The organism is Streptomyces sp. NPDC055099 (genome assembly GCF_053607685.1).
The window spans coordinates 140,903-158,295 of record NZ_JBSGUA010000001.1 but is presented as its reverse complement, the minus strand read 5'-3'; the positions used below and the strand labels follow the sequence as shown (position 1 = coordinate 158,295).

The following is a 17,393-nucleotide window of genomic DNA, read 5'->3' as shown; positions in this document are numbered from 1 at the left end:
CATGGATCTCGAGACCTTCCGCAAGCTCGCGAGCGACCGCCGAGTGATCCCCGTCAGCCGCAGGCTCCTCGCGGACGGCGACACTCCGGTCGGGCTCTACCGCAAGCTCGCCGCAGAGCGGCCCGGCACGTTCCTCCTGGAGTCCGCGGAGAACGGCCGGTCCTGGTCTCGTTACTCCTTCGTCGGAGTCCGCAGCGCCGCCACCCTCACCAGCCGTGGCGGCGAGGCCCACTGGCTGGGCACCCCGCCCGTCGGCGTCCCCACCTCCGGCGACCCGCTCGACGCCCTGCGCGCCACCGTCGAGGCCCTGCACACCCCGCGCGACCTGGCGTCCGGGATGCCGCCCTTCACCGGCGGGATGGTCGGCTACCTCGGCTACGACATCGTGCGGCGCCTGGAGAAGATCGGCCCCGGCGAGCGGGACGACCTCAAGCTGCCCGAGCTGACCATGCTGCTCACCAGCGACCTCGCCGTCCTCGACCACTGGGACGGCTCCGTGCTCCTGATCGCCAACGCGATCAACCACAACGACCTCGAGACAGGCGTCGACGAGGCGTACGCCGACGCCGTGGCCCGGCTCGACGCCATGGAGGCCGACCTGTCGCGGGCCGTCTCCCAGCCCCCGGCGGCCCTGCCGCCCTCCGAGCTGCCCGAGTACACCGCGCTGTGGGGCGGCGAGCAGTACCAGGAAGCCGTCGAGGACATCAAGGAGCGCATCCGCGCGGGCGAGGCCTTCCAGGTCGTCCCCTCGCAGCGCTTCGAAACCCCTTGTGCGGCAAGCGCGTTGGACGTCTACCGCGTGCTGCGGGCCACCAACCCGTCGCCGTACATGTACCTCTTCCGCCTCGAAGGATTCGACGTCGTCGGGTCGTCGCCCGAGGCCCTCGTCAAGGTCGAGGACGGCCGCGCCATGGTGCACCCCATCGCGGGCACCCGGCCGCGCGGCGCGAGCCCGCGGGAGGACCAGGCCCTCGCCGACGAGCTGCTCGCCGACCCCAAGGAGCGGGCCGAGCACCTGATGCTCGTCGACCTGGGCCGCAACGACCTGGGGCGCGTCTGCGAGCCCGGCTCGGTCGAGGTCGTCGACTTCATGTCCATCGAGCGGTACTCCCACGTCATGCACATCGTGTCGACGGTCACCGGCCAGGTCGCCGAGGGCCGCACCGCCTTCGACGTCCTCACCGCCTGCTTCCCCGCGGGCACCCTCTCCGGCGCCCCCAAGCCGCGCGCGATGCAGATCATCGACGAGCTCGAACCCTCCCGGCGCGGCCTGTACGGCGGCTGTGTCGGATATCTCGACTTCGCGGGCGACTCCGACACCGCCATCGCCATCCGGACCGCCCTCCTGCGCGACGGCACGGCATACGTGCAGGCCGGAGCCGGGGTCGTCGCCGACTCCGACCCGGCCGCCGAGGACACCGAGTGCCGCAACAAGGCGGCGGCGGTCCTGCGGGCCATCCACACGGCGAACCGGCTGCGTCGCCCCGATGGACGTGAGGGATAGTGGAGGGGTGACTTCTGCCGTACCTCCGCCCCGCACCCAGGCCGCCGACGCCGCCGATGCCGACGCCGAGCCCGAGACCCGGGCCCAGCGCGGCGGCCGGCGCAGCATCGCCGTCGCCCTGCTGTCCGGCGCGGTCGGCGCGGCCCTCGCGTTGCTCGCGTCCCGCCAGACCTGGGCGAAGGGCACCGCTTCGGTCGCGGGCGGCGAACTGCCGCTGAGCGCCACGGGCAGCGATGTCACGGGCGTGCCCGCGGCCCTCGCGATAGTGGGCCTCGCCGCGCTCGTCGCCGTCTTCGCCGTCCGCAAGGCCGGGCGGATGCTCGTCTCGCTCCTTCTGACGCTGAGCGGCGCGGGCACCGTGGCCGCCGCCTTCCTCGCCGCGAACGACAGCGGCGCGCTCGACGAGAAGGCCGCCGAGGCCTCCGGCGACGCCGCCGCCACGATCGGTGATCTCAGCCACACGGGCTGGCCGTACGCGGCTGCCGCCGCGGGCGCGCTGATCATGATCGCCGGGCTGCTCGCCCTGACGTACGGCCGCAACTGGCCCGCGATGTCGGGACGCTACGAACGCGACGGCGCCCCGCGCCCGCGCAAGGCGCCCAAGGTGGACCCGGACCGCCCCGAGGACCTGTGGAAGGCCCTCGACCGCGGCGAGGACCCGACCCGCGAGGCATGACCCCGCGCTCACGGCACGTGCGCGGGTACGGGACAATGGAGCGGTGAGCGTTCGGCTCACCCCACGCATCACCACCACGCATACAGCAACGAGGAGCAAGTCATGGCGGGCACGAGCCACGGACACACCCCGGCCGCCTGGACCGGTGTCATCATCGCCTTCATCGGTTTCTGCGTTTCGGGTGCCTTCATGGTGATGGCCAACCCGCTGGGCTTCTGGGCCGGCATGGTCATCGTCGCCCTCGGCGGCGTCGTGGGCATGGCCATGCGTGCCGCGGGCCTCGGCCAGGCCAAGCGCAGCCCCCAGCGGCAGTCGGGCCAGCTCGCGCACTCCGAGGGCTGAGTCCTTCCGGCGTACGTGGGGAGGCGGTCCCGGCAGGTGCCGGGACCGCCTCCTCTCGCGTTTCCCCGGGGGCGGCGGCCGTCGCCGAGGGGCACAATGCATCGGGTGGACGCTGAACCCGAGAGCGCGGCACCGGCCGCCGGCCCCGCACTGCGGCGCCTCGCCGTACCCGTCGGCGTGCTCGGCTCGGTGATCGCGGCCTTCGCCTACGTCGGCACGGTCGACCCGAACGAGCCCGGCCACTACCCCGCCTGCCCGTTGCTGCAGCTCACCGGCGTGTTCTGCCCCGGCTGCGGCGGTCTGCGCAGCGCGCACGCCTTCGTCCACGGCGACCTCGTCACGGCACTCGGCGCCAACGCGCTGGCCGTCGTCGGGTACGGCGTCTTCGCGGTCCTGTGGACCCTCTGGGCGGCCCGCGCGGCGCGCGGACGACGCCTGCGGATCGAGTTGGGGTCCGCACAGTTGTACGGGATCGGGGTGCTGATCGCCCTTTTCACCCTGGTGCGCAATCTGCCGTTCGGGGCATGGCTGCATCCCTGAATGCCGAGAAAGCCCAGGCAGCGGGGTCGGCGGGTGTCCAGGACGTGGGACTGGCGTCAACCGGATGCGGGGCCTTCGCCCTCCTGCGGATACCATCGCAGTGACCATCGGAATGCCGGATGAGGCAGCCGAACAGCTTGAGGTTCAAACAGCAGCTTCACCGTCAGGGAAGGGGGCCGCTCGCGTGAGTGTGCTCGACGAGATCATCGACGGAGTCCGTGCCGACCTCGCGGAGCGGCAGGCGCGCGTCAGCCTCGACGAGCTCAAGGAGCGCGCGGCGAAGGCTCCTGCGGCGAAGGACGGGGTCGCCGCGCTGCGGGGCGACGGCGTCAAGGTCATCTGTGAGGTCAAGCGCTCCAGCCCGTCCAAGGGCGCGCTCGCCGCGATCGCCGACCCGGCCGGGCTCGCCGCCGACTACGAGGCGGGCGGCGCGGCCGTCATCTCCGTGCTCACCGAGGAGCGCCGCTTCGGCGGCTCGCTCGCCGACCTGGAGGCCGTCCGGGCCAAGGTCGACATCCCGGTGCTCCGCAAGGACTTCATCGTCACCTCGTACCAGCTGTGGGAGGCGCGGGCGTACGGCGCCGACCTCGCCCTGCTGATCGTGGCCGCCCTGGAGCAGCCCGCCCTCGAGTCGCTCATCGAGCGTGCCCACTCGATCGGCCTCTCGCCGATCGTCGAGGTGCACGACGAGGACGAGGCCGAGCGGGCCGTGGACGCGGGCGCGCGCATCATCGGCGTCAACAACCGCGACCTCAAGACCCTGAAGGTCGACCGCTCCACCTTCGAGCGCGTCGCGCCCGAGCTGCCGGACGACGTCGTCAAGATCGCCGAGTCCGGTGTGCGCGGGCCGCACGACCTCATCGCGTTCGCCAACGCGGGCGCCGACGCGGTGCTCGTCGGTGAGTCCCTGGTGACCGGCCGCGACCCGAAGGGCGCGGTCTCCGACCTGGTCGCCGCGGGCGCGCACCCCGCCCTGCGGCACGGACGGAGCTGACCCCGCCCATGTCCATCGCCGTCCGCCTCGCACCCGGTTGCCGCCCTCGCGGCTGCCGGGCGCCGGCGCGGCGTGTACGGGGCAGGCGGGTGCGGTACCACATCGGGGCGGAGCCGGGACAGATCCCTGGGATGCGATGGCAGGGCGGCGCCTTGATCGCCGCCGCGAGCTGACAGCGCCCCGTCAGGGGCGCGGGGAACTGCGCGATCAGCCCAGAACGGGCCGCAGTCGCGATAGAACCTGATCAGCAACGGCGCGAAGGCGTAGCCATGCCAGACGTCAACCCCAGAACCGGGGCCGACCACGGCCCCAGCGAGGTATCGCCATGCCCAGCCAGTTCTTCATCCCCGACCCCGAGGGTCAAGTCCCCAGCACCGACGGCTACTTCGGCGCCTTCGGCGGCAAGTTCATCCCGGAGGCCCTCGTCGCCGCCGTGGACGAGGTCGCCGTCGAGTACGACAAGGCCAAGAGCGACCCCGAGTTCGCCCGCGAGCTCGACGACCTCCTGGTCAACTACACCGGCCGCCCCAGCAGCCTCACCGAAGTGCCCCGGTTCGCCGAACACGCCGGTGGCGCACGGGTCTTCCTCAAGCGCGAGGACCTGAACCACACCGGCTCGCACAAGATCAACAACGTGCTCGGCCAGGCCCTGCTCACCAAGCGCATGGGCAAGACCCGCGTCATCGCGGAGACCGGCGCCGGACAGCACGGCGTCGCCACCGCCACTGCCTGCGCGCTCTTCGGCCTCGAGTGCACCATCTACATGGGCGAGATCGACACCGAGCGCCAGGCCCTGAACGTGGCCCGCATGCGCATGCTCGGCGCCGAGGTCATCGCCGTGAAGTCCGGCAGCCGCACCCTGAAGGACGCCATCAACGAGGCGTTCCGCGACTGGGTCGCCAACGTCGACCGCACGCACTACCTCTTCGGGACCGTGGCGGGCCCGCACCCCTTCCCCGCCATGGTGCGTGACTTCCACCGCGTCATCGGGGTGGAGGCGCGGCGCCAGATCATCGAGCGCGCGGGCCGTCTTCCCGACGCCGCCGTCGCCTGCGTGGGCGGCGGCTCGAACGCCATCGGCCTCTTCCACGCCTTCATCCCCGACGCCGGGGTCCGGCTCATCGGGTGCGAGCCCGCGGGCCACGGCGTCGAGACGGGCGAGCACGCGGCCACGCTGACCGCCGGAGAGCCGGGCATCCTGCACGGCTCGCGGTCGTACGTCCTCCAGGACGAGGAGGGGCAGATCACCGAGCCCTACTCGATCTCCGCCGGACTCGACTACCCGGGCATCGGCCCCGAGCACGCCTACCTCAAGGACAGCGGCCGCGGCGAGTACCGCGCGGTCACCGACGACGCCGCCATGCAGGCCCTGCGCCTCCTGTCGCGCACCGAGGGCATCATCCCGGCCATCGAGAGCGCCCACGCGCTCGCCGGGGCCCTCGAGGTCGGCAAGGAGCTGGGCAAGGACGGGCTGATCGTCATCAACCTGTCCGGGCGCGGCGACAAGGACATGGACACGGCCGCCCGCTACTTCGGCCTGTACGACACGGACGCCGCCGTCGAGGCGGACGCGGGCAACGGCGCCGCGGAGATCGAGGGGGACGCCAAGTGAGCGGCAACATCAGTCTGCTGGACGACACCCTCGCGGCCGCCAAGGCCGAGGGGCGCTCCGCCCTCATCGCCTACCTCCCGGCCGGGTTCCCGACCGTGGACGGCGGTATCGCGGCCATCAAGGCCGTCTTCGACGGCGGCGCCGACGTCGTGGAGGTCGGTCTTCCGCACAGCGACCCGGTCCTCGACGGTCCCGTCATCCAGACCGCCGACGACATCGCGCTCAAGGCGGGCCTGAAGATCGCCGACGTGATGCGCACGGTGCGCGAGGCCCACGAGGCCACGGGCAAGCCGGTGCTCGTCATGACGTACTGGAACCCGATCGACCGCTACGGCGTCGAGCGCTTCACCGCCGAGCTCGCCGAGGCGGGCGGCGCGGGCTGCATCCTGCCCGACCTGCCCGTCCAGGAGTCGGGCCTGTGGAGGGAGCACGCCGAGAAGCACGGCCTCGCCACCGTCTTCGTCGTCGCGCCGAGCAGCAAGGACGAGCGGCTCGCCACCATCACCGCGGCCGGCTCGGGCTTCGTCTACGCGGCGTCCCTGATGGGCGTCACGGGCACCCGTGAGTCCGTGGGCGAGCAGGCGCAGGAACTGGTGCGGCGCACCAAGGCCACCACCGACCTGCCGGTCTGCGTCGGCCTTGGGGTCTCCAACGCCCGCCAGGCCGCCGAGGTCGCGGGCTTCGCCGACGGCGTGATCGTCGGCTCGGCCTTCGTCCAGCGGATGCTGGACGCCGAGAACGCCAACGACAGAGCCGCCGGACTCGCCGCCGTCCGCACGCTCGCGAGTGATCTCGCCCAGGGAGTTCGCGGCAACGCGTAACTCGTACGGGTGGACCTGGGACCGGGGAGGCATGCTCGTGCCTCCCCGGTTCGTTGGCCGGGGTGTGAGCGAGAAGAACCGTGAGGGAAAGCGCGCGGCCCGCGACCGGCTGGCGGAAGAGCGAGAGCGGCAGAAGTCGCGGGACAAGCAGCGCAGGGTGTTGATCGTGAGTGCCGCCGTCGTGGGCGTCCTCGCGCTCGCCGCCGTGGCGGGTCTGGTCGCCGCCAACTCGGGTGACGACAAGGACACTTCGGGTCCGTTGTCGGTCCCCAAGGGGGCGGTCGGCGAGAATCAGCTCGCGATCCCGGTCGGCAAGGACAGCGCCAAGTCCACCCTCACCATCTGGGAGGACTTCCGCTGCCCGGCCTGCAAGCAGTTCGAGGAGATGTACCGCAAGACGATCCACGAACTCACCGACAAGGGCCAGCTCAAGGTCGAGTACCACCTGGCGACGATCATCGACGGGAACATGGGCGGCAGCGGCTCCCTGCGCGCGGCCAACGCGGCCGCCTGCGCCCAGGACGCCGGGAAGTTCACCCCGTACCACGACGTGCTGTTCACGAACCAACCCCCGGAGACGGACGACGCGTTCAGCAAGAACAGCAAGCTGATCGAGCTCGCGGGCAAGGTGGACGGGCTCGTGAACGACACCTTCGAGAAGTGCGTGGACGACGGCAAGCACGACAGCTGGGCCCAGAAGTCGAACAAGGCCTTCCAGGAAGCGGGCCTCCAGGGCACGCCCAGCGTGCTGCTCGACGGCAAGAACATCTTCAGCGACCAGAAGAACCCGCTGACCCCCGCGAAGCTGAAGGCGAAGGTCGAGGCGGCCAACAGGGGCTGACCGGCTCCCGGAGCGGGGCTCTTGTGGGGCCCCGCCCGCCGGTCCTGTTATGGAGACGTAGCCGGGCAGGTTGCCCCGGGCACCACCCGGCACGGTAGCGTCGGACCTGCCATGGACCTTGCCTTCATTCCCAGCCCGTCACGCGGTGTGGTCGATCTCGGACCCATCCCGCTGCGCGCCTACGCGTTCTGCATCATCATCGGCGTCTTCGTCGCCGTCTGGCTCGGCAACAAACGGTGGATCGCTCGCGGGGGCCGCCCAGGCACCGTGGCCGACATCTCCGTCTGGGCCGTGCCGTTCGGCCTCGTCGGCGGGCGTCTCTACCACGTGATCACGGACTACCAGCTGTACTTCAGCGAGGGCCGTGACTGGGTGGACGCCTTCAAGATCTGGGAGGGCGGCCTCGGGATCTGGGGCGCGATCGCGTTCGGCGCGGTCGGCGCCTGGATCGGCTGCCGCCGGCGCGGCATCCCGCTGCCGGCCTGGGCCGACGCCCTCGCCCCCGGCATCGCCTTCGCCCAGGCGATCGGCCGCTGGGGCAACTGGTTCAACCAGGAGCTGTACGGCAAGGCCACGGATCTGCCGTGGGCCCTGAAGATCACGTCGGCGGAGGACGGCCGGGTGCCCGGCACGTACCACCCGACGTTCCTCTACGAATCCCTCTGGTGCATCGGCGTCGGCTTCCTGGTCATCTGGGCCGACCGCCGCTTCAAGCTGGGCCACGGCCGGGCGTTCGCCCTGTACGTCGCCTCGTACTGCGCCGGGCGCGGCTGGATCGAGTACATGCGGGTCGATGACGCGCACCACGTGCTCGGCCTGCGGCTGAACGTGTGGACCGCCATCGCGGTGTTCGTGCTCGCCGTCGTGTACTTCGTGCTCTCCGCGAAGAAGCACCCCGGGCGCGAGGAGATCGTCGAGCCCGTGCCGGAGGGCGAGGAGACCTCGGACGACGAGTCGCCCAAGGCCGAGGACAAGGCCGAGGACAAGCCCGAGCTTTCCAAGGACGCGGACAAGGACAAGGACGGGGCCGAGTCCGCCAAAAAGGGCTGACGCGCTGACGCTCTCTGCTTGGTACGTCGACGGGGCCGCCGGATCACTGATCCGGCGGCCCCGTCGCTATGAACGCCGGGCCAGGTCCAGGACCCGCCGGGCGCCGTCCACCACGGCCTTGTCCACGAACGTGCCGTCCGGGAGCGCCAGGGCGCCCGCCTCCGTCGTGGACGCCTTGACGATCTGCTCGGCGTGGTCGATCTCCTCCTGCGTCGGGAGGTAGGCGCGTTCGATGGCCGGGAGCTGGCGGGGATGGATCGCGGCGCGGCCCAGGAACCCCAGGGCTCGGCCGTGCGCGCAGGACGCCGCCAAGCCCTGGATGTCACGGATGTCGGCGTACACCGACTGCGCGGGCGGTGCGAGGCCCGCGGCCCTGGCCGCCACCACCACGCGCGCGCGAGGCCAGTCGAGCCCCGCCTCCTCACGTACGCCGAGGTCCGCGCGGAGGTCGGCCTCGCCGAGGGAGAGACCGTGCAGGGCCGGATGCGCGGTGGCGATGGCGAAGGCGTGCTCCAGGCCCACGGCTGACTCGATCAGGGCGTGCAGGGCGGGGGCGCCGCCGTCCGCCGGAGCCGACCGCTCCGCGACGCGCACGACGTCGGCGGGGCAGGTCACCTTCGGCAGGCGGAGACCCGAGACGCCGGGCAGGTGCGCGATCGCTCCGAGGTCGGCCGCGGCGAGCGGGCCGTCCAGGGCGTTCACGCGGACGTGGACCGGGACGGCGGGGGGCTCGGAGAGCAGCTCGGCCGTCGCCGCCCGCGCGTACTCCTTGCGGTCGGGGGCGACCGCGTCCTCCAGGTCGACGATGACGACGTCGGCGCCCGCGAGGAGCGCCTTCGCCACCACGGCGGGCCGATCTCCGGGTGCGTAGAGCCAGGTCAAGGGGGTCTGCCTCACCGTGTCCCTCGCCGCGTTGCTCACAGTGCGCCCTCCTTGCGCAGCCCCGCGATCTCGCTCTCCGTCAGGCCCAGTTCGGTCAGGACATCCTCTGTGTCCGCTCCGTGCGGGCGGCCCGCCCAGCCGATCGAGCCGGGGGTCTCGGAGAGGCGGAAGAGGACGTTCTGCATGCGCAGCGGGCCGAGCTCCGGGTCGTCGACCGTGGTGACGGTGTCCAGGGCCGCGTACTGGGGATCGGTCATCACGTCGCGTACGTCCTGGATGGGGGCGACCGCTGCCTCCGCCTTCTCGAAGGCCTCGATCACCTCGGCGCGGGTGTGCTGGGCGATCCAGCCGCCGACCGCACCGTCGAGCTCGTCCGCATGCGCCGCGCGGTCCGCGCCCGTCGCGAACCAGGGCTCGGCGATCAGTTCGGGGCGGCCCACCAGGCGCATGACGCGCTCCGCGATCGACTGGGCGGAGGTGGAGACGGCGACCCAACTGCCGTCCGCCGTGCGGTAGGTGTTGCGGGGCGCGTTGTTGGTGGAGCGGTTGCCGGTGCGGGCCTGTACGTGGCCGAGCTGGTCGTACCAGAGCGGCTGCGGGCCGAGGACCGTGAGGAGCGGCTCGATGATCGCCATGTCCACCACCTGGCCCTTGCCCGTCCGGTCACGGGCCGCGAGCGCCGTCATCACCGCGTACGCCGTGGCGAGGCCCGCGATCGAGTCGGCGAGGCCGAAGGGCGGCAGGGTCGGCGGCCCGTCGGGCTCGCCGGTGATCGCCGCGAAACCGCTCATCGCCTCGGCGAGGGTGCCGAAGCCGGGGCGGCGGGAGTACGGGCCGAACTGGCCGAAGCCCGTGACGCGGGTCAGGACGAGGCGGGGGTTCACCTCGCTCAGCTCCTCCCAGCCCAGGTCCCACTTCTCCAGCGTTCCCGGACGGAAGTTCTCGACGACCACGTCCGCCGTGGCGGCGAGGCGCAGCAGGGTGGCGCGGCCTCCGGGTGTGGAGAGATCGAGGGTCATCGTGCGCTTGTTGCGGCCCAGGATCTTCCACCAGAGGCCGACGCCGTCCTTGGACGGGCCGTGCCCGCGGGACGGGTCGGGCTTGCGCGGGTGCTCGACCTTGATGACCTCCGCGCCGAAGTCGCCGAGCATCGTGGCGGCGAGCGGGCCCGCGAAGAGCGTCGCCAGGTCGAGGACGCGGAGCCCGGTGAGGGGCGCGGTCATGACGTGGCGCCGTTCGCCTGGGTGTCGATCTCGGAGCGGAACGGCATGGAGGACGACGCCCCCGGACGCTGGACGGAGAGCGCGGCGGCCGACGACGCCCAGGTGAGCGCGTCCCGCACGGAGCCGCCCTCGGCGAGCGCCACCGCGAGGGTGCCGACGAAGGTGTCGCCCGCGCCGGTCGTGTCCACGGCGGTGACGTGCGGAGCCTCGACCATGACCGGCTCGGCGCCCCTGGCCGCGTACAGGCTGCCGCGCGAGCCGAGCGTGACGACGACCTCGGGGACCTGGGAGAGGAGCGAACGGGCGGCGTCGTGCGGATCGGTCAGGCCGGTGAGGGTGGCCGCCTCGTACTCGTTCGGCACCAACAGGTCGATGGAATCCAGGAGTTCGGGAGGCAGGGGCTGGGCGGGCGCCGGGGTGAGGATGGTGCGTACGCCGTGCCTGCGGGCGGCCTGCGCGGCGGCGAGCACCCCCTCCACGGGGATCTCCAACTGGAGCAGGAGGGTGTTGGCGGAGGTGATCAGGCCCTCGTCGCCCGGGGCGAGCGCGGTGAGCGTGGCGTTGGCGCCGGGGATGACGACGATCGCGTTGCCGCCCTCGTCGTCGACCACGATGTGCGCGGTGCCGGTGGGGGCGGTGTCCACGGTGCGCAGCAGGTCGGTGTCGACGCCGGAGTGTTCGAGCGCGGTACGCAGCTGGGTGCCGAAGGCGTCGGCGCCGACCGCGCCGATCATCGACACGGCGTCGGCGCCCGCACGGGCCGCCGCGACGGCCTGGTTGGCGCCCTTGCCGCCGGGGAGCGTACGGAACTCGCGCCCGGTGACGGTCTCTCCGCGCTGCGGTGCCTTGGCTACGTACGCGACGAGGTCCATGTTCGTGCTGCCGAGCACGGCGATGTGGGTCATGGGTGGGGCCTCTCCTGGGCGAGTTCGGTGGTGAGGTCGGCGAGCGTGTCGAAGCCGGTGCCGTCGAAGCCGGTGATCGAGGTGGCGAGGCGGTTCTTGAGCGGGGCGGTCCAGCGGTCCGGGAGCGCGTCCGGGTGGCCCGCGAGCAGGCCCGCGATCGAGCCGGCGGTGGCGCCGTTCGAGTCGGTGTCCCAGCCGCCGGACACCGCGCGCGTGATGGAGCCGGTGAAGTCGCCGTCGGCGTGGGTGAGGGCGGCGGCGAGGAGGGCGGCGTTGGGGATGACGTGGACCCAGTGGAGGCGGGCGTGGGTGGTGTGCAGGGCGTCCACGATGTCGCCGAAGTCCCTTGTCGTACGCGCCAGTTGGATGCCGTGGCTGATCGCGTGGGACAGACGTGAGTCGTGCGGTACGACGGTGAGGCCCGTGCGCAGGCAGTGGTGGACGTCTCCGGTGCCTGCCGCCGCCTCGGCGATGGTGGCCGCCGCGAACATCGCGCCGTACACGCCGTTGGCGGTGTGGGTGAGGGTCGCGTCGCGGCGGGCTTGGTCGGCGGCGGCCTCGGGCGCGCCCGGGTTGGTCCAGCCGTGCACGTCGGCGCGGATCAGGGCGCCGATCCACTCCCGGAAGGGGTTGTGGTGGGTGGCGGTGTGCGGGGGCTCGATGCCGTTGAGGAGGTTGCGGTAGGCGATGCGTTCGGCGGTGAAGGTGCGGGCCGCGGGGAGCTCGTCCAGCCAGAGCCTCGCCACGTCCGTGGTGGTGAAGTTCCTGCCGTGGCGTTGGAGGAGGCGGAGGTTGAGGAGGGGGTAGTTGAGGTCGTCGTCCTCGGGCATGCCGTCGATGTTCTCGGCGAGGGAGGTGGGGGCGGAGCGTTTGTTCCAGGGGTGGGCTTCTTTTAGCTCCCGGGGGAGGCCCTTTTCTGTGAACCAGGTGGTTAGGGGCCAGTTGCCTGTTGCCTGGGCGAGGCTTCTGATGCCTTCCAGTGGGAGCTTTTCCACTGGCTTGCCCAGGAGGCAGCCTGCGGCTCTGCCTAGCCAGGCGGCGTTGAGGCGGTGGTATAGGGCTTCTTTGTCCCCAATCCCACCCCTTCCCGAAACCGCCTGCCGCGGGGCTCTGATCTCTGGTGCGGGCCGGTTCGTGGTGTTGTGCCCACCCTCCCCCACTCTCAACTCCGTTCGAGCGGGGGGACCCCCATCGCCCTGCGGAACGCCTGCCCACAACGAAGGCAGCTGGGACAGTTCGGTCAGGAGTTCCTCCGCCAGAGCCCGTAGGTGGGGCGCGGGGGGTGTAGGGGACGCGCCTGCTCTTGGTGGGGCCTCGTGGCCGCCCGCTTTCAGCCAGCGTGTGCGTGCTGAACCTACGTCCTTGCCCTCCTCCTCCGACTGGCGGAGTTCGTGGCCGATCAAGTCCTCCGGCTGGACCCAGGTGAGGCGGATCATGGGGTGGCCGTCAGGGCCGCGTACGCCGACTCGTGGGTGCGGCGGCGGCGTACGTCGCGGGTGAAGATCTCCTGGGTGACCTCCGCGAGCGTCGCCGCGGGGGCGTGCAGGTCCAGGCGGCTCGCCTCCGCGACCGTCTTCGACCATTCGGCCGGTGCCTCCGAGCCGAGCGCGCCGGCGATCGCGCCGCTCATGGTGGCGATGGAGTCGCAGTCACGGCCGTAGTTGACCGAGCCGAGCACCGTATGGCGGTAGTCGCCGTCGCCCACCAGGAGCATGCCGAGGGCGACCGGGAGTTCCTCGATGGCGTGCAGGCGGGAGGGGCGGCGGGCCCCGAGCGAGGGCGCGCGGTAGTCCTGGCCGACGGTGTCGAAGGGGGCGACGGCGGTGCGGAGGGGGACGAGCGCCGACTCGAAGTCCGTGTAGTGGGCCGCCACTTCGGCCGCCGACTCGATCGCGGCCCGCGTGCCGTCCTTGGCGAGGGAGAGGGCGGTGTCGATGACGGAGGTCGGCGTCGCGCCCGGCGCGCAGGCCGCCGCGACCGCCGCCGCGAAGACCGCGGCCGCCTCACGTCCGTACGACGACTGGTGGGCGCCCGCGACATCGAGGGCCTCGGCGTACGCACCCGCCGGGTTCGCCGCGTTGACCAGGCCGACCGGGGCCATGTACATCGCGGCGCCGCAGTTGACGATGTTTCCCGTGCCCGCCTCGCGCGGGTCGACGTGGCCGTAGTGGATGCGGGCGACGATCCACTTCTCGGCGAGGAAGACGCGGTGGAGCGGGATGGCCTCCGTCTCCAGTTCGGGGATCCAGCGGGGGTGCGTCATGAGGTCGGGGACCAGGTGGTCGGCGACCGCGTAGGCGTCCAGGTGGTCGCGGACGGCGGCGTACACGCGGATGAGCGCGTGCGTCATCAGGGTGTCGTCGGTGACGTGCCCGTCGCCCTTGTGGTACGGGGCGATGGGGCGGGCGGTGCGCCATTGGTCGCCGTTCCAGGGGCCGACGATGCCGTGTACGCGGCCACCGTGGCGTTCGACGATCTGCTCGGGGGAGTAGCCCTCGACGGGGCCGCCGAGGGCGTCGCCCACCGCCGCACCGACCAGACAGGCGGTGATCCGCTCGGAGAGGGGCAGGTCGGTGGGGAGCAGTTCAGTGGCCGGGGTCCGGGGCGTTGGGGCTGTTGATGACGTCATGTCGGAATTGTCCTCCCGGGACGGTCAGTTCCGTGGCTGCGAGGTGCCCGGCGAGTTCCACCAGGTCGGTGCCCGCGAGGCGGGGGAGCGCGCAGCCGGAGAGGGTGCGGCAGGCGTCGCGCCAGGCCTCGGGGATGGCGGCGGCCGTGCCGAGGACCCCGGTCAGGGCGCCGGCCAGGGCGGGGGCGGAGTCGGCGACGCGGGAGAGGCAGGCGGCGGCGGGGACCGCGTCACGGATGCGGCCGCGGGCGGCGGTGGTCAGGGCGAGGGCGACGGGGACGGTCTCGGCGGCGGCGATGCCGTAGCTGTAGACGTGGTCGACGATCTGGTGCTCCAGGAGCGGGACGAGGCCGAACGCGCCGTCCTCGGGCTGGCTGCGGGCGAGTTTGACGGCGTGCCAGGCGTTGCGGCCGATCTCGGTGTGCTCAGGGAGCTGGGCGAGAGCGGCGTCCACGGTGGCGTCGACGTCCGCGCCGCCGAGTGCCGCGGCGATGGCCGCGGCCATGGCGCGGGCTCCGTGCACGCCGTCCCCGTCCTGGGAGTAGCGGGCGTCGAACTCGGCCAGGGCGGCGGCCTGTTCGGGCTCGCCGGGGTGGACGAGGGCGAGGACGCAGGAGCGTACGCAGGCGGCGTCGTCGAAGAAGTGGGGGTTGTCGTGGCCGGTGGCGGGTGGGCGCAGGCCGGTGGCGAGGTTGCCGAGGCCCGCGCGTACGGAGATGCGGGCGCGGAGGGGGAGTACCGCTGACTCGACCTCGGGGGCTCGGGCCGCCGCGGCGGCGATCTCGCTGGCGAGGGTGTTCCAGGCGAGGTCGAGGGCCGCGCGGACCCGGCGGTCCGGGGACAGCTGGGGGCCGAGCGTCCCGTCCGCCGCGCGGAGCAGCGACTCGGCGGCGAAGGCCGCCCATTCGGCGTCGTCGGAGGGGCCGAGGCGGAGGGGTTCCGGGGGCTGGTTGAGCGCGATGGGGACGGGGAGGGTGGTGGTGGCGTTCTGCTCGGCGAAGGTGTCCAGTTCACGGGTGAGTCGCCGTGTCCACTCGGGCATGCGGGCGGCGCGATGCCTGGCCGCGGGCCAACCTGCGGCGTCGCCTGCCGCGAGGCCGAGGAGAAGTCCCTCGATCTCCGTGGCGGAGACGGCTGCGGGGTAGACGGGTGGGTGGGTGGGAAAGATCCGCCGCGAAGCGGCGGGCTTGTCCTCCGTCATGAGACCCCCAGGTCAGAGACAAGCAACTCCGCCACGTCCAGTACGTGATGCCCCCGCATCGAGGGAAGGCAGCTGCCCCGCACGGGGCCGATCGCCGCTGCCCAAGGCGGTGGGATCGCGGAGGCGCCACACGTCGCCCCGGCCAGCGCCCCGGCCACCGCGGCAGTCGTGTCCGCGTCCCGCCCCATGTTCACGGCGGTGAGCACCGCACCGGAGAACTCCCCGGAGGCGGCCGCGTACGCCCCGAAGGCGAGCCCCACCGCCTCGGGGGCGAGGTCGGTCCAGGGGTAGCCGCCGATCACCACCGCGGAGCGGACCACGCGTTCGCCGCGATGGGCCACCGCCACGGCCCGCCGCAGTGAGCGGGACGTCCAGCAGTCCTCCGGGATGACGGCCAGGGCCGCGGCCACCACGGAGTCCACCGGCTCGCCGCCCATCGCCGCCGCGACCCCCGCGGCCACCGCCTGCCCGCCGTAGATGCCCTCGCCGTCATGGCTGACGGAGCCGTCGATCGCCACGAGCCGGGCCGCTTCGGCGGGGTGCCCCGCGGCGAAGACCCCGAACGGGGCGGCCCGCATCGCGAGGCCGTCGCTCCACGCGTGCCGGTGCTGCGCCGAGATGGGCGCCGCGAGGCCGCGGCGCAGGTTCTCCAGGGTGCCGCGCTCGCTGAAGCCCGCGCCCCGGAAAGGGCCCTCGTCGAGGTCCGCGATCCATTCGTGCCAGGCCGCCTCGACGTGCGCGACGGTGAGCGCCGAGCCGTGCCGGGCCAGGAGGAGCCCGGAGAAGATCGCGTACTCGGTGTCGTCCGTGCCGGCGGGATGCTCGGCGACGTATCCGGTGATGCGTCCCCAACGGCGGCGGATCTCCGACGGCTTCATGTTCTCGGCGGGCGCGCCCAGCGCGTCGCCGACCGCGAGGCCGAGAAGGGCGCCGCGCGCCCGCTCTCTCAGGCCGATCGCTCCTGTCACACCGGTCGAGCTCGTCATGCCGTGCCTCCATGGTGCGAAGACGTTGCGGGTATCCCTGCCACGCGGCGCCCCCGAGGCGAGCATCCGCACCCCTGACGTCACCCCTCCGACGCATGCGCTCACCGGTTCGAGGAACCCCCGTTCCCGGTCCGTTCACATATGCGCAAGCGCAGGTAAGTACGGCCTTCCTTGCTGGCGAGAGCGATTTTTCGCGCGTACTTTCGAGATCGTCCAAGCACTGAGGGGGCCCACCATGGCGATCATCGAGACCGAAGCGGCACTGCACGAGGCGCACCGCGACAACCACACCCACCGCGACGTCAACGGCGGCTGGCTGCGCCCCGCAGTCTTCGGCGCGATGGACGGCCTGGTGTCCAACCTGGCCCTGATGACCGGTGTCGCGGGCGGAGCCGTCTCGCAGCGGACCATCGTCGTGACGGGGCTCGTCGGGCTCGCCGCGGGCGCCTTCTCCATGGCGGCCGGCGAGTACACCTCGGTCGCCTCGCAGCGTGAGCTCGTGCAGGCCGAACTCGACGTGGAGCGGCGGGAGTTGCGCAAGCACCCGGCGGACGAGGAGCGGGAGCTGGCCGCGCTGTACGTGTCGCGTGGCGTAGAGCCGGGCCTCGCCCGCGAGGTCGCCCGGCAGCTGTCCAAGGACCCCGAGCAGGCCCTGGAGATCCACGCGCGCGAGGAGCTGGGTATCGACCCCGGCGACCTGCCGTCCCCGCTCGTCGCCGCGGTCTCCTCCTTCGGCGCCTTCGCGCTCGGCGCCCTGCTCCCCGTGCTGCCGTATCTGCTCGGCGCCGACACGTTCTGGCCCGCGCTACTGCTCGCGCTGATCGGCCTCTTCGCCTGCGGCGCCGTCGTCGCGAAGGTGACCGCGCGGTCCTGGTGGTTCAGCGGTCTGCGGCAGCTCGCGCTCGGCGGGGCGGCGGCGGGTGTGACGTACGCCCTGGGCAGCTTGTTCGGTACGGCCGTAGGATGAACCCTTGCAGTCCTATGCGGGACTCTGCATAACTAGCCGTTACTCGGCGGTTTCGAATCCTTAACCACCGGGCATGAGCCGTAAGCGCTGCGGGCAATGAGGCCTGTGCCGCTCTCGGGCCTACGGTCATCGATCTGTCCGCAGAGGTCCCCCACCGCTCCCCACGCCTATGGGCGGTGTCCACATGGTGGAATGAGCTATCCGCTTTTCGAGAAGCGTT

The 17,393-nt window shown here is 72.3% G+C and carries 18 protein-coding genes; 11 read left to right on the top strand and 7 right to left on the bottom strand.

What is annotated here, in order from left to right; all coding sequences use genetic code 11:
* The first annotated feature begins 1 nt into the window (after position 1).
* The 10 genes from ACWFRU_RS00680 (at position 2) to lgt (ending at position 8,380) form a co-directional block, all read left to right on the top strand.
* Entirely contained in the window at positions 2–1,504 is a 1,503-nt protein-coding gene (locus tag ACWFRU_RS00680) for an anthranilate synthase component I (protein ID WP_453683590.1), read from the top strand.
* A 7-nt stretch (positions 1,505–1,511) separates the two neighbouring features.
* Positions 1,512–2,180 (top strand): TIGR02234 family membrane protein, encoded by a 669-nt coding sequence (locus ACWFRU_RS00675; protein ID WP_453683589.1) that lies wholly within the window; start codon positions 1,512–1,514, stop codon positions 2,178–2,180.
* A 102-nt stretch (positions 2,181–2,282) separates the two neighbouring features.
* Positions 2,283–2,522, top strand: a complete 240-nt coding sequence (locus tag ACWFRU_RS00670; protein ID WP_453683588.1) for an HGxxPAAW family protein — start codon at positions 2,283–2,285, stop codon at positions 2,520–2,522.
* A gap of 96 nt (positions 2,523–2,618) precedes the next feature.
* A complete protein-coding gene (locus tag ACWFRU_RS00665; RefSeq protein ID WP_453683587.1) occupies positions 2,619–3,062 on the top strand; it encodes a DUF2752 domain-containing protein in 444 nt (147 codons plus the stop codon).
* A 184-nt stretch (positions 3,063–3,246) separates the two neighbouring features.
* Complete coding sequence (gene trpC, locus ACWFRU_RS00660; protein ID WP_365822628.1) at positions 3,247–4,056, top strand: indole-3-glycerol phosphate synthase TrpC; 810 nt, start codon at positions 3,247–3,249, stop codon at positions 4,054–4,056.
* An 8-nt stretch (positions 4,057–4,064) separates the two neighbouring features.
* Complete coding sequence (gene trpM, locus ACWFRU_RS00655) at positions 4,065–4,229, top strand: tryptophan biosynthesis modulator TrpM (RefSeq protein ID WP_453683586.1); 165 nt, start codon at positions 4,065–4,067, stop codon at positions 4,227–4,229.
* A gap of 152 nt (positions 4,230–4,381) precedes the next feature.
* The gene (trpB, locus tag ACWFRU_RS00650) at positions 4,382–5,668 is read left to right on the top strand and encodes a tryptophan synthase subunit beta (protein WP_453683585.1); all 1,287 of its coding nucleotides are present in this window, start codon (positions 4,382–4,384) and stop codon (positions 5,666–5,668) included.
* The gene (gene trpA, locus ACWFRU_RS00645) at positions 5,665–6,489 is read left to right on the top strand and encodes a tryptophan synthase subunit alpha (protein ID WP_453683584.1); all 825 of its coding nucleotides are present in this window, start codon (positions 5,665–5,667) and stop codon (positions 6,487–6,489) included. Before trpB ends, trpA begins: the two co-directional genes overlap by 4 nt.
* Positions 6,490–6,553: 64 nt before the next feature.
* Positions 6,554–7,330, top strand: coding sequence for a DsbA family protein (locus tag ACWFRU_RS00640; RefSeq protein WP_453683583.1), 777 nt, complete (start codon positions 6,554–6,556; stop codon positions 7,328–7,330).
* A gap of 111 nt (positions 7,331–7,441) precedes the next feature.
* Entirely contained in the window at positions 7,442–8,380 is a 939-nt protein-coding gene (lgt, locus tag ACWFRU_RS00635; RefSeq protein ID WP_453683582.1) for a prolipoprotein diacylglyceryl transferase, read from the top strand.
* A gap of 66 nt (positions 8,381–8,446) precedes the next feature.
* On the opposite strand, the gene ACWFRU_RS00630 is transcribed toward lgt, so the two are convergent.
* Genes ACWFRU_RS00630 through ACWFRU_RS00600 form a run of 7 tightly spaced genes read right to left on the bottom strand, consistent with a single transcriptional unit; the run spans position 8,447 to position 16,206 of the window.
* Entirely contained in the window at positions 8,447–9,277 is an 831-nt protein-coding gene (locus ACWFRU_RS00630) for an HpcH/HpaI aldolase/citrate lyase family protein (RefSeq protein WP_453684463.1), read from the bottom strand.
* A 20-nt stretch (positions 9,278–9,297) separates the two neighbouring features.
* Complete coding sequence (locus tag ACWFRU_RS00625) at positions 9,298–10,485, bottom strand: CaiB/BaiF CoA transferase family protein (protein WP_453683581.1); 1,188 nt, start codon at positions 10,483–10,485, stop codon at positions 9,298–9,300.
* Entirely contained in the window at positions 10,482–11,390 is a 909-nt protein-coding gene (rbsK, locus tag ACWFRU_RS00620; RefSeq protein ID WP_453683580.1) for a ribokinase, read from the bottom strand. Before rbsK ends, ACWFRU_RS00625 begins: the two co-directional genes overlap by 4 nt.
* The gene (locus tag ACWFRU_RS00615) at positions 11,387–12,826 is read right to left on the bottom strand and encodes an ADP-ribosylglycohydrolase family protein (protein ID WP_453683579.1); all 1,440 of its coding nucleotides are present in this window, start codon (positions 12,824–12,826) and stop codon (positions 11,387–11,389) included. The genes rbsK and ACWFRU_RS00615 overlap by 4 nt, the downstream gene beginning before the upstream one ends.
* Complete coding sequence (locus ACWFRU_RS00610; protein WP_453683578.1) at positions 12,823–14,019, bottom strand: ADP-ribosylglycohydrolase family protein; 1,197 nt, start codon at positions 14,017–14,019, stop codon at positions 12,823–12,825. The genes ACWFRU_RS00615 and ACWFRU_RS00610 overlap by 4 nt, the downstream gene beginning before the upstream one ends.
* A complete protein-coding gene (locus ACWFRU_RS00605) occupies positions 13,976–15,220 on the bottom strand; it encodes an ADP-ribosylglycohydrolase family protein (RefSeq protein WP_453683577.1) in 1,245 nt (414 codons plus the stop codon). The genes ACWFRU_RS00610 and ACWFRU_RS00605 overlap by 44 nt, the downstream gene beginning before the upstream one ends.
* Positions 15,217–16,206: an ADP-ribosylglycohydrolase family protein gene (locus tag ACWFRU_RS00600; protein ID WP_453683576.1), complete on the bottom strand. Its 990-nt coding sequence runs from the start codon at positions 16,204–16,206 to the stop codon at positions 15,217–15,219. Before ACWFRU_RS00600 ends, ACWFRU_RS00605 begins: the two co-directional genes overlap by 4 nt.
* A 235-nt stretch (positions 16,207–16,441) precedes the next feature.
* Between ACWFRU_RS00600 and ACWFRU_RS00595 the strand changes: the two genes are divergently transcribed.
* Positions 16,442–17,173 carry a VIT1/CCC1 transporter family protein gene (locus ACWFRU_RS00595; RefSeq protein WP_453683575.1) on the top strand — a complete coding sequence of 244 codons (732 nt, stop codon included), beginning with the start codon at positions 16,442–16,444 and terminating at the stop codon, positions 17,171–17,173.
* The last annotated feature ends 220 nt before the right edge of the window (positions 17,174–17,393 follow it).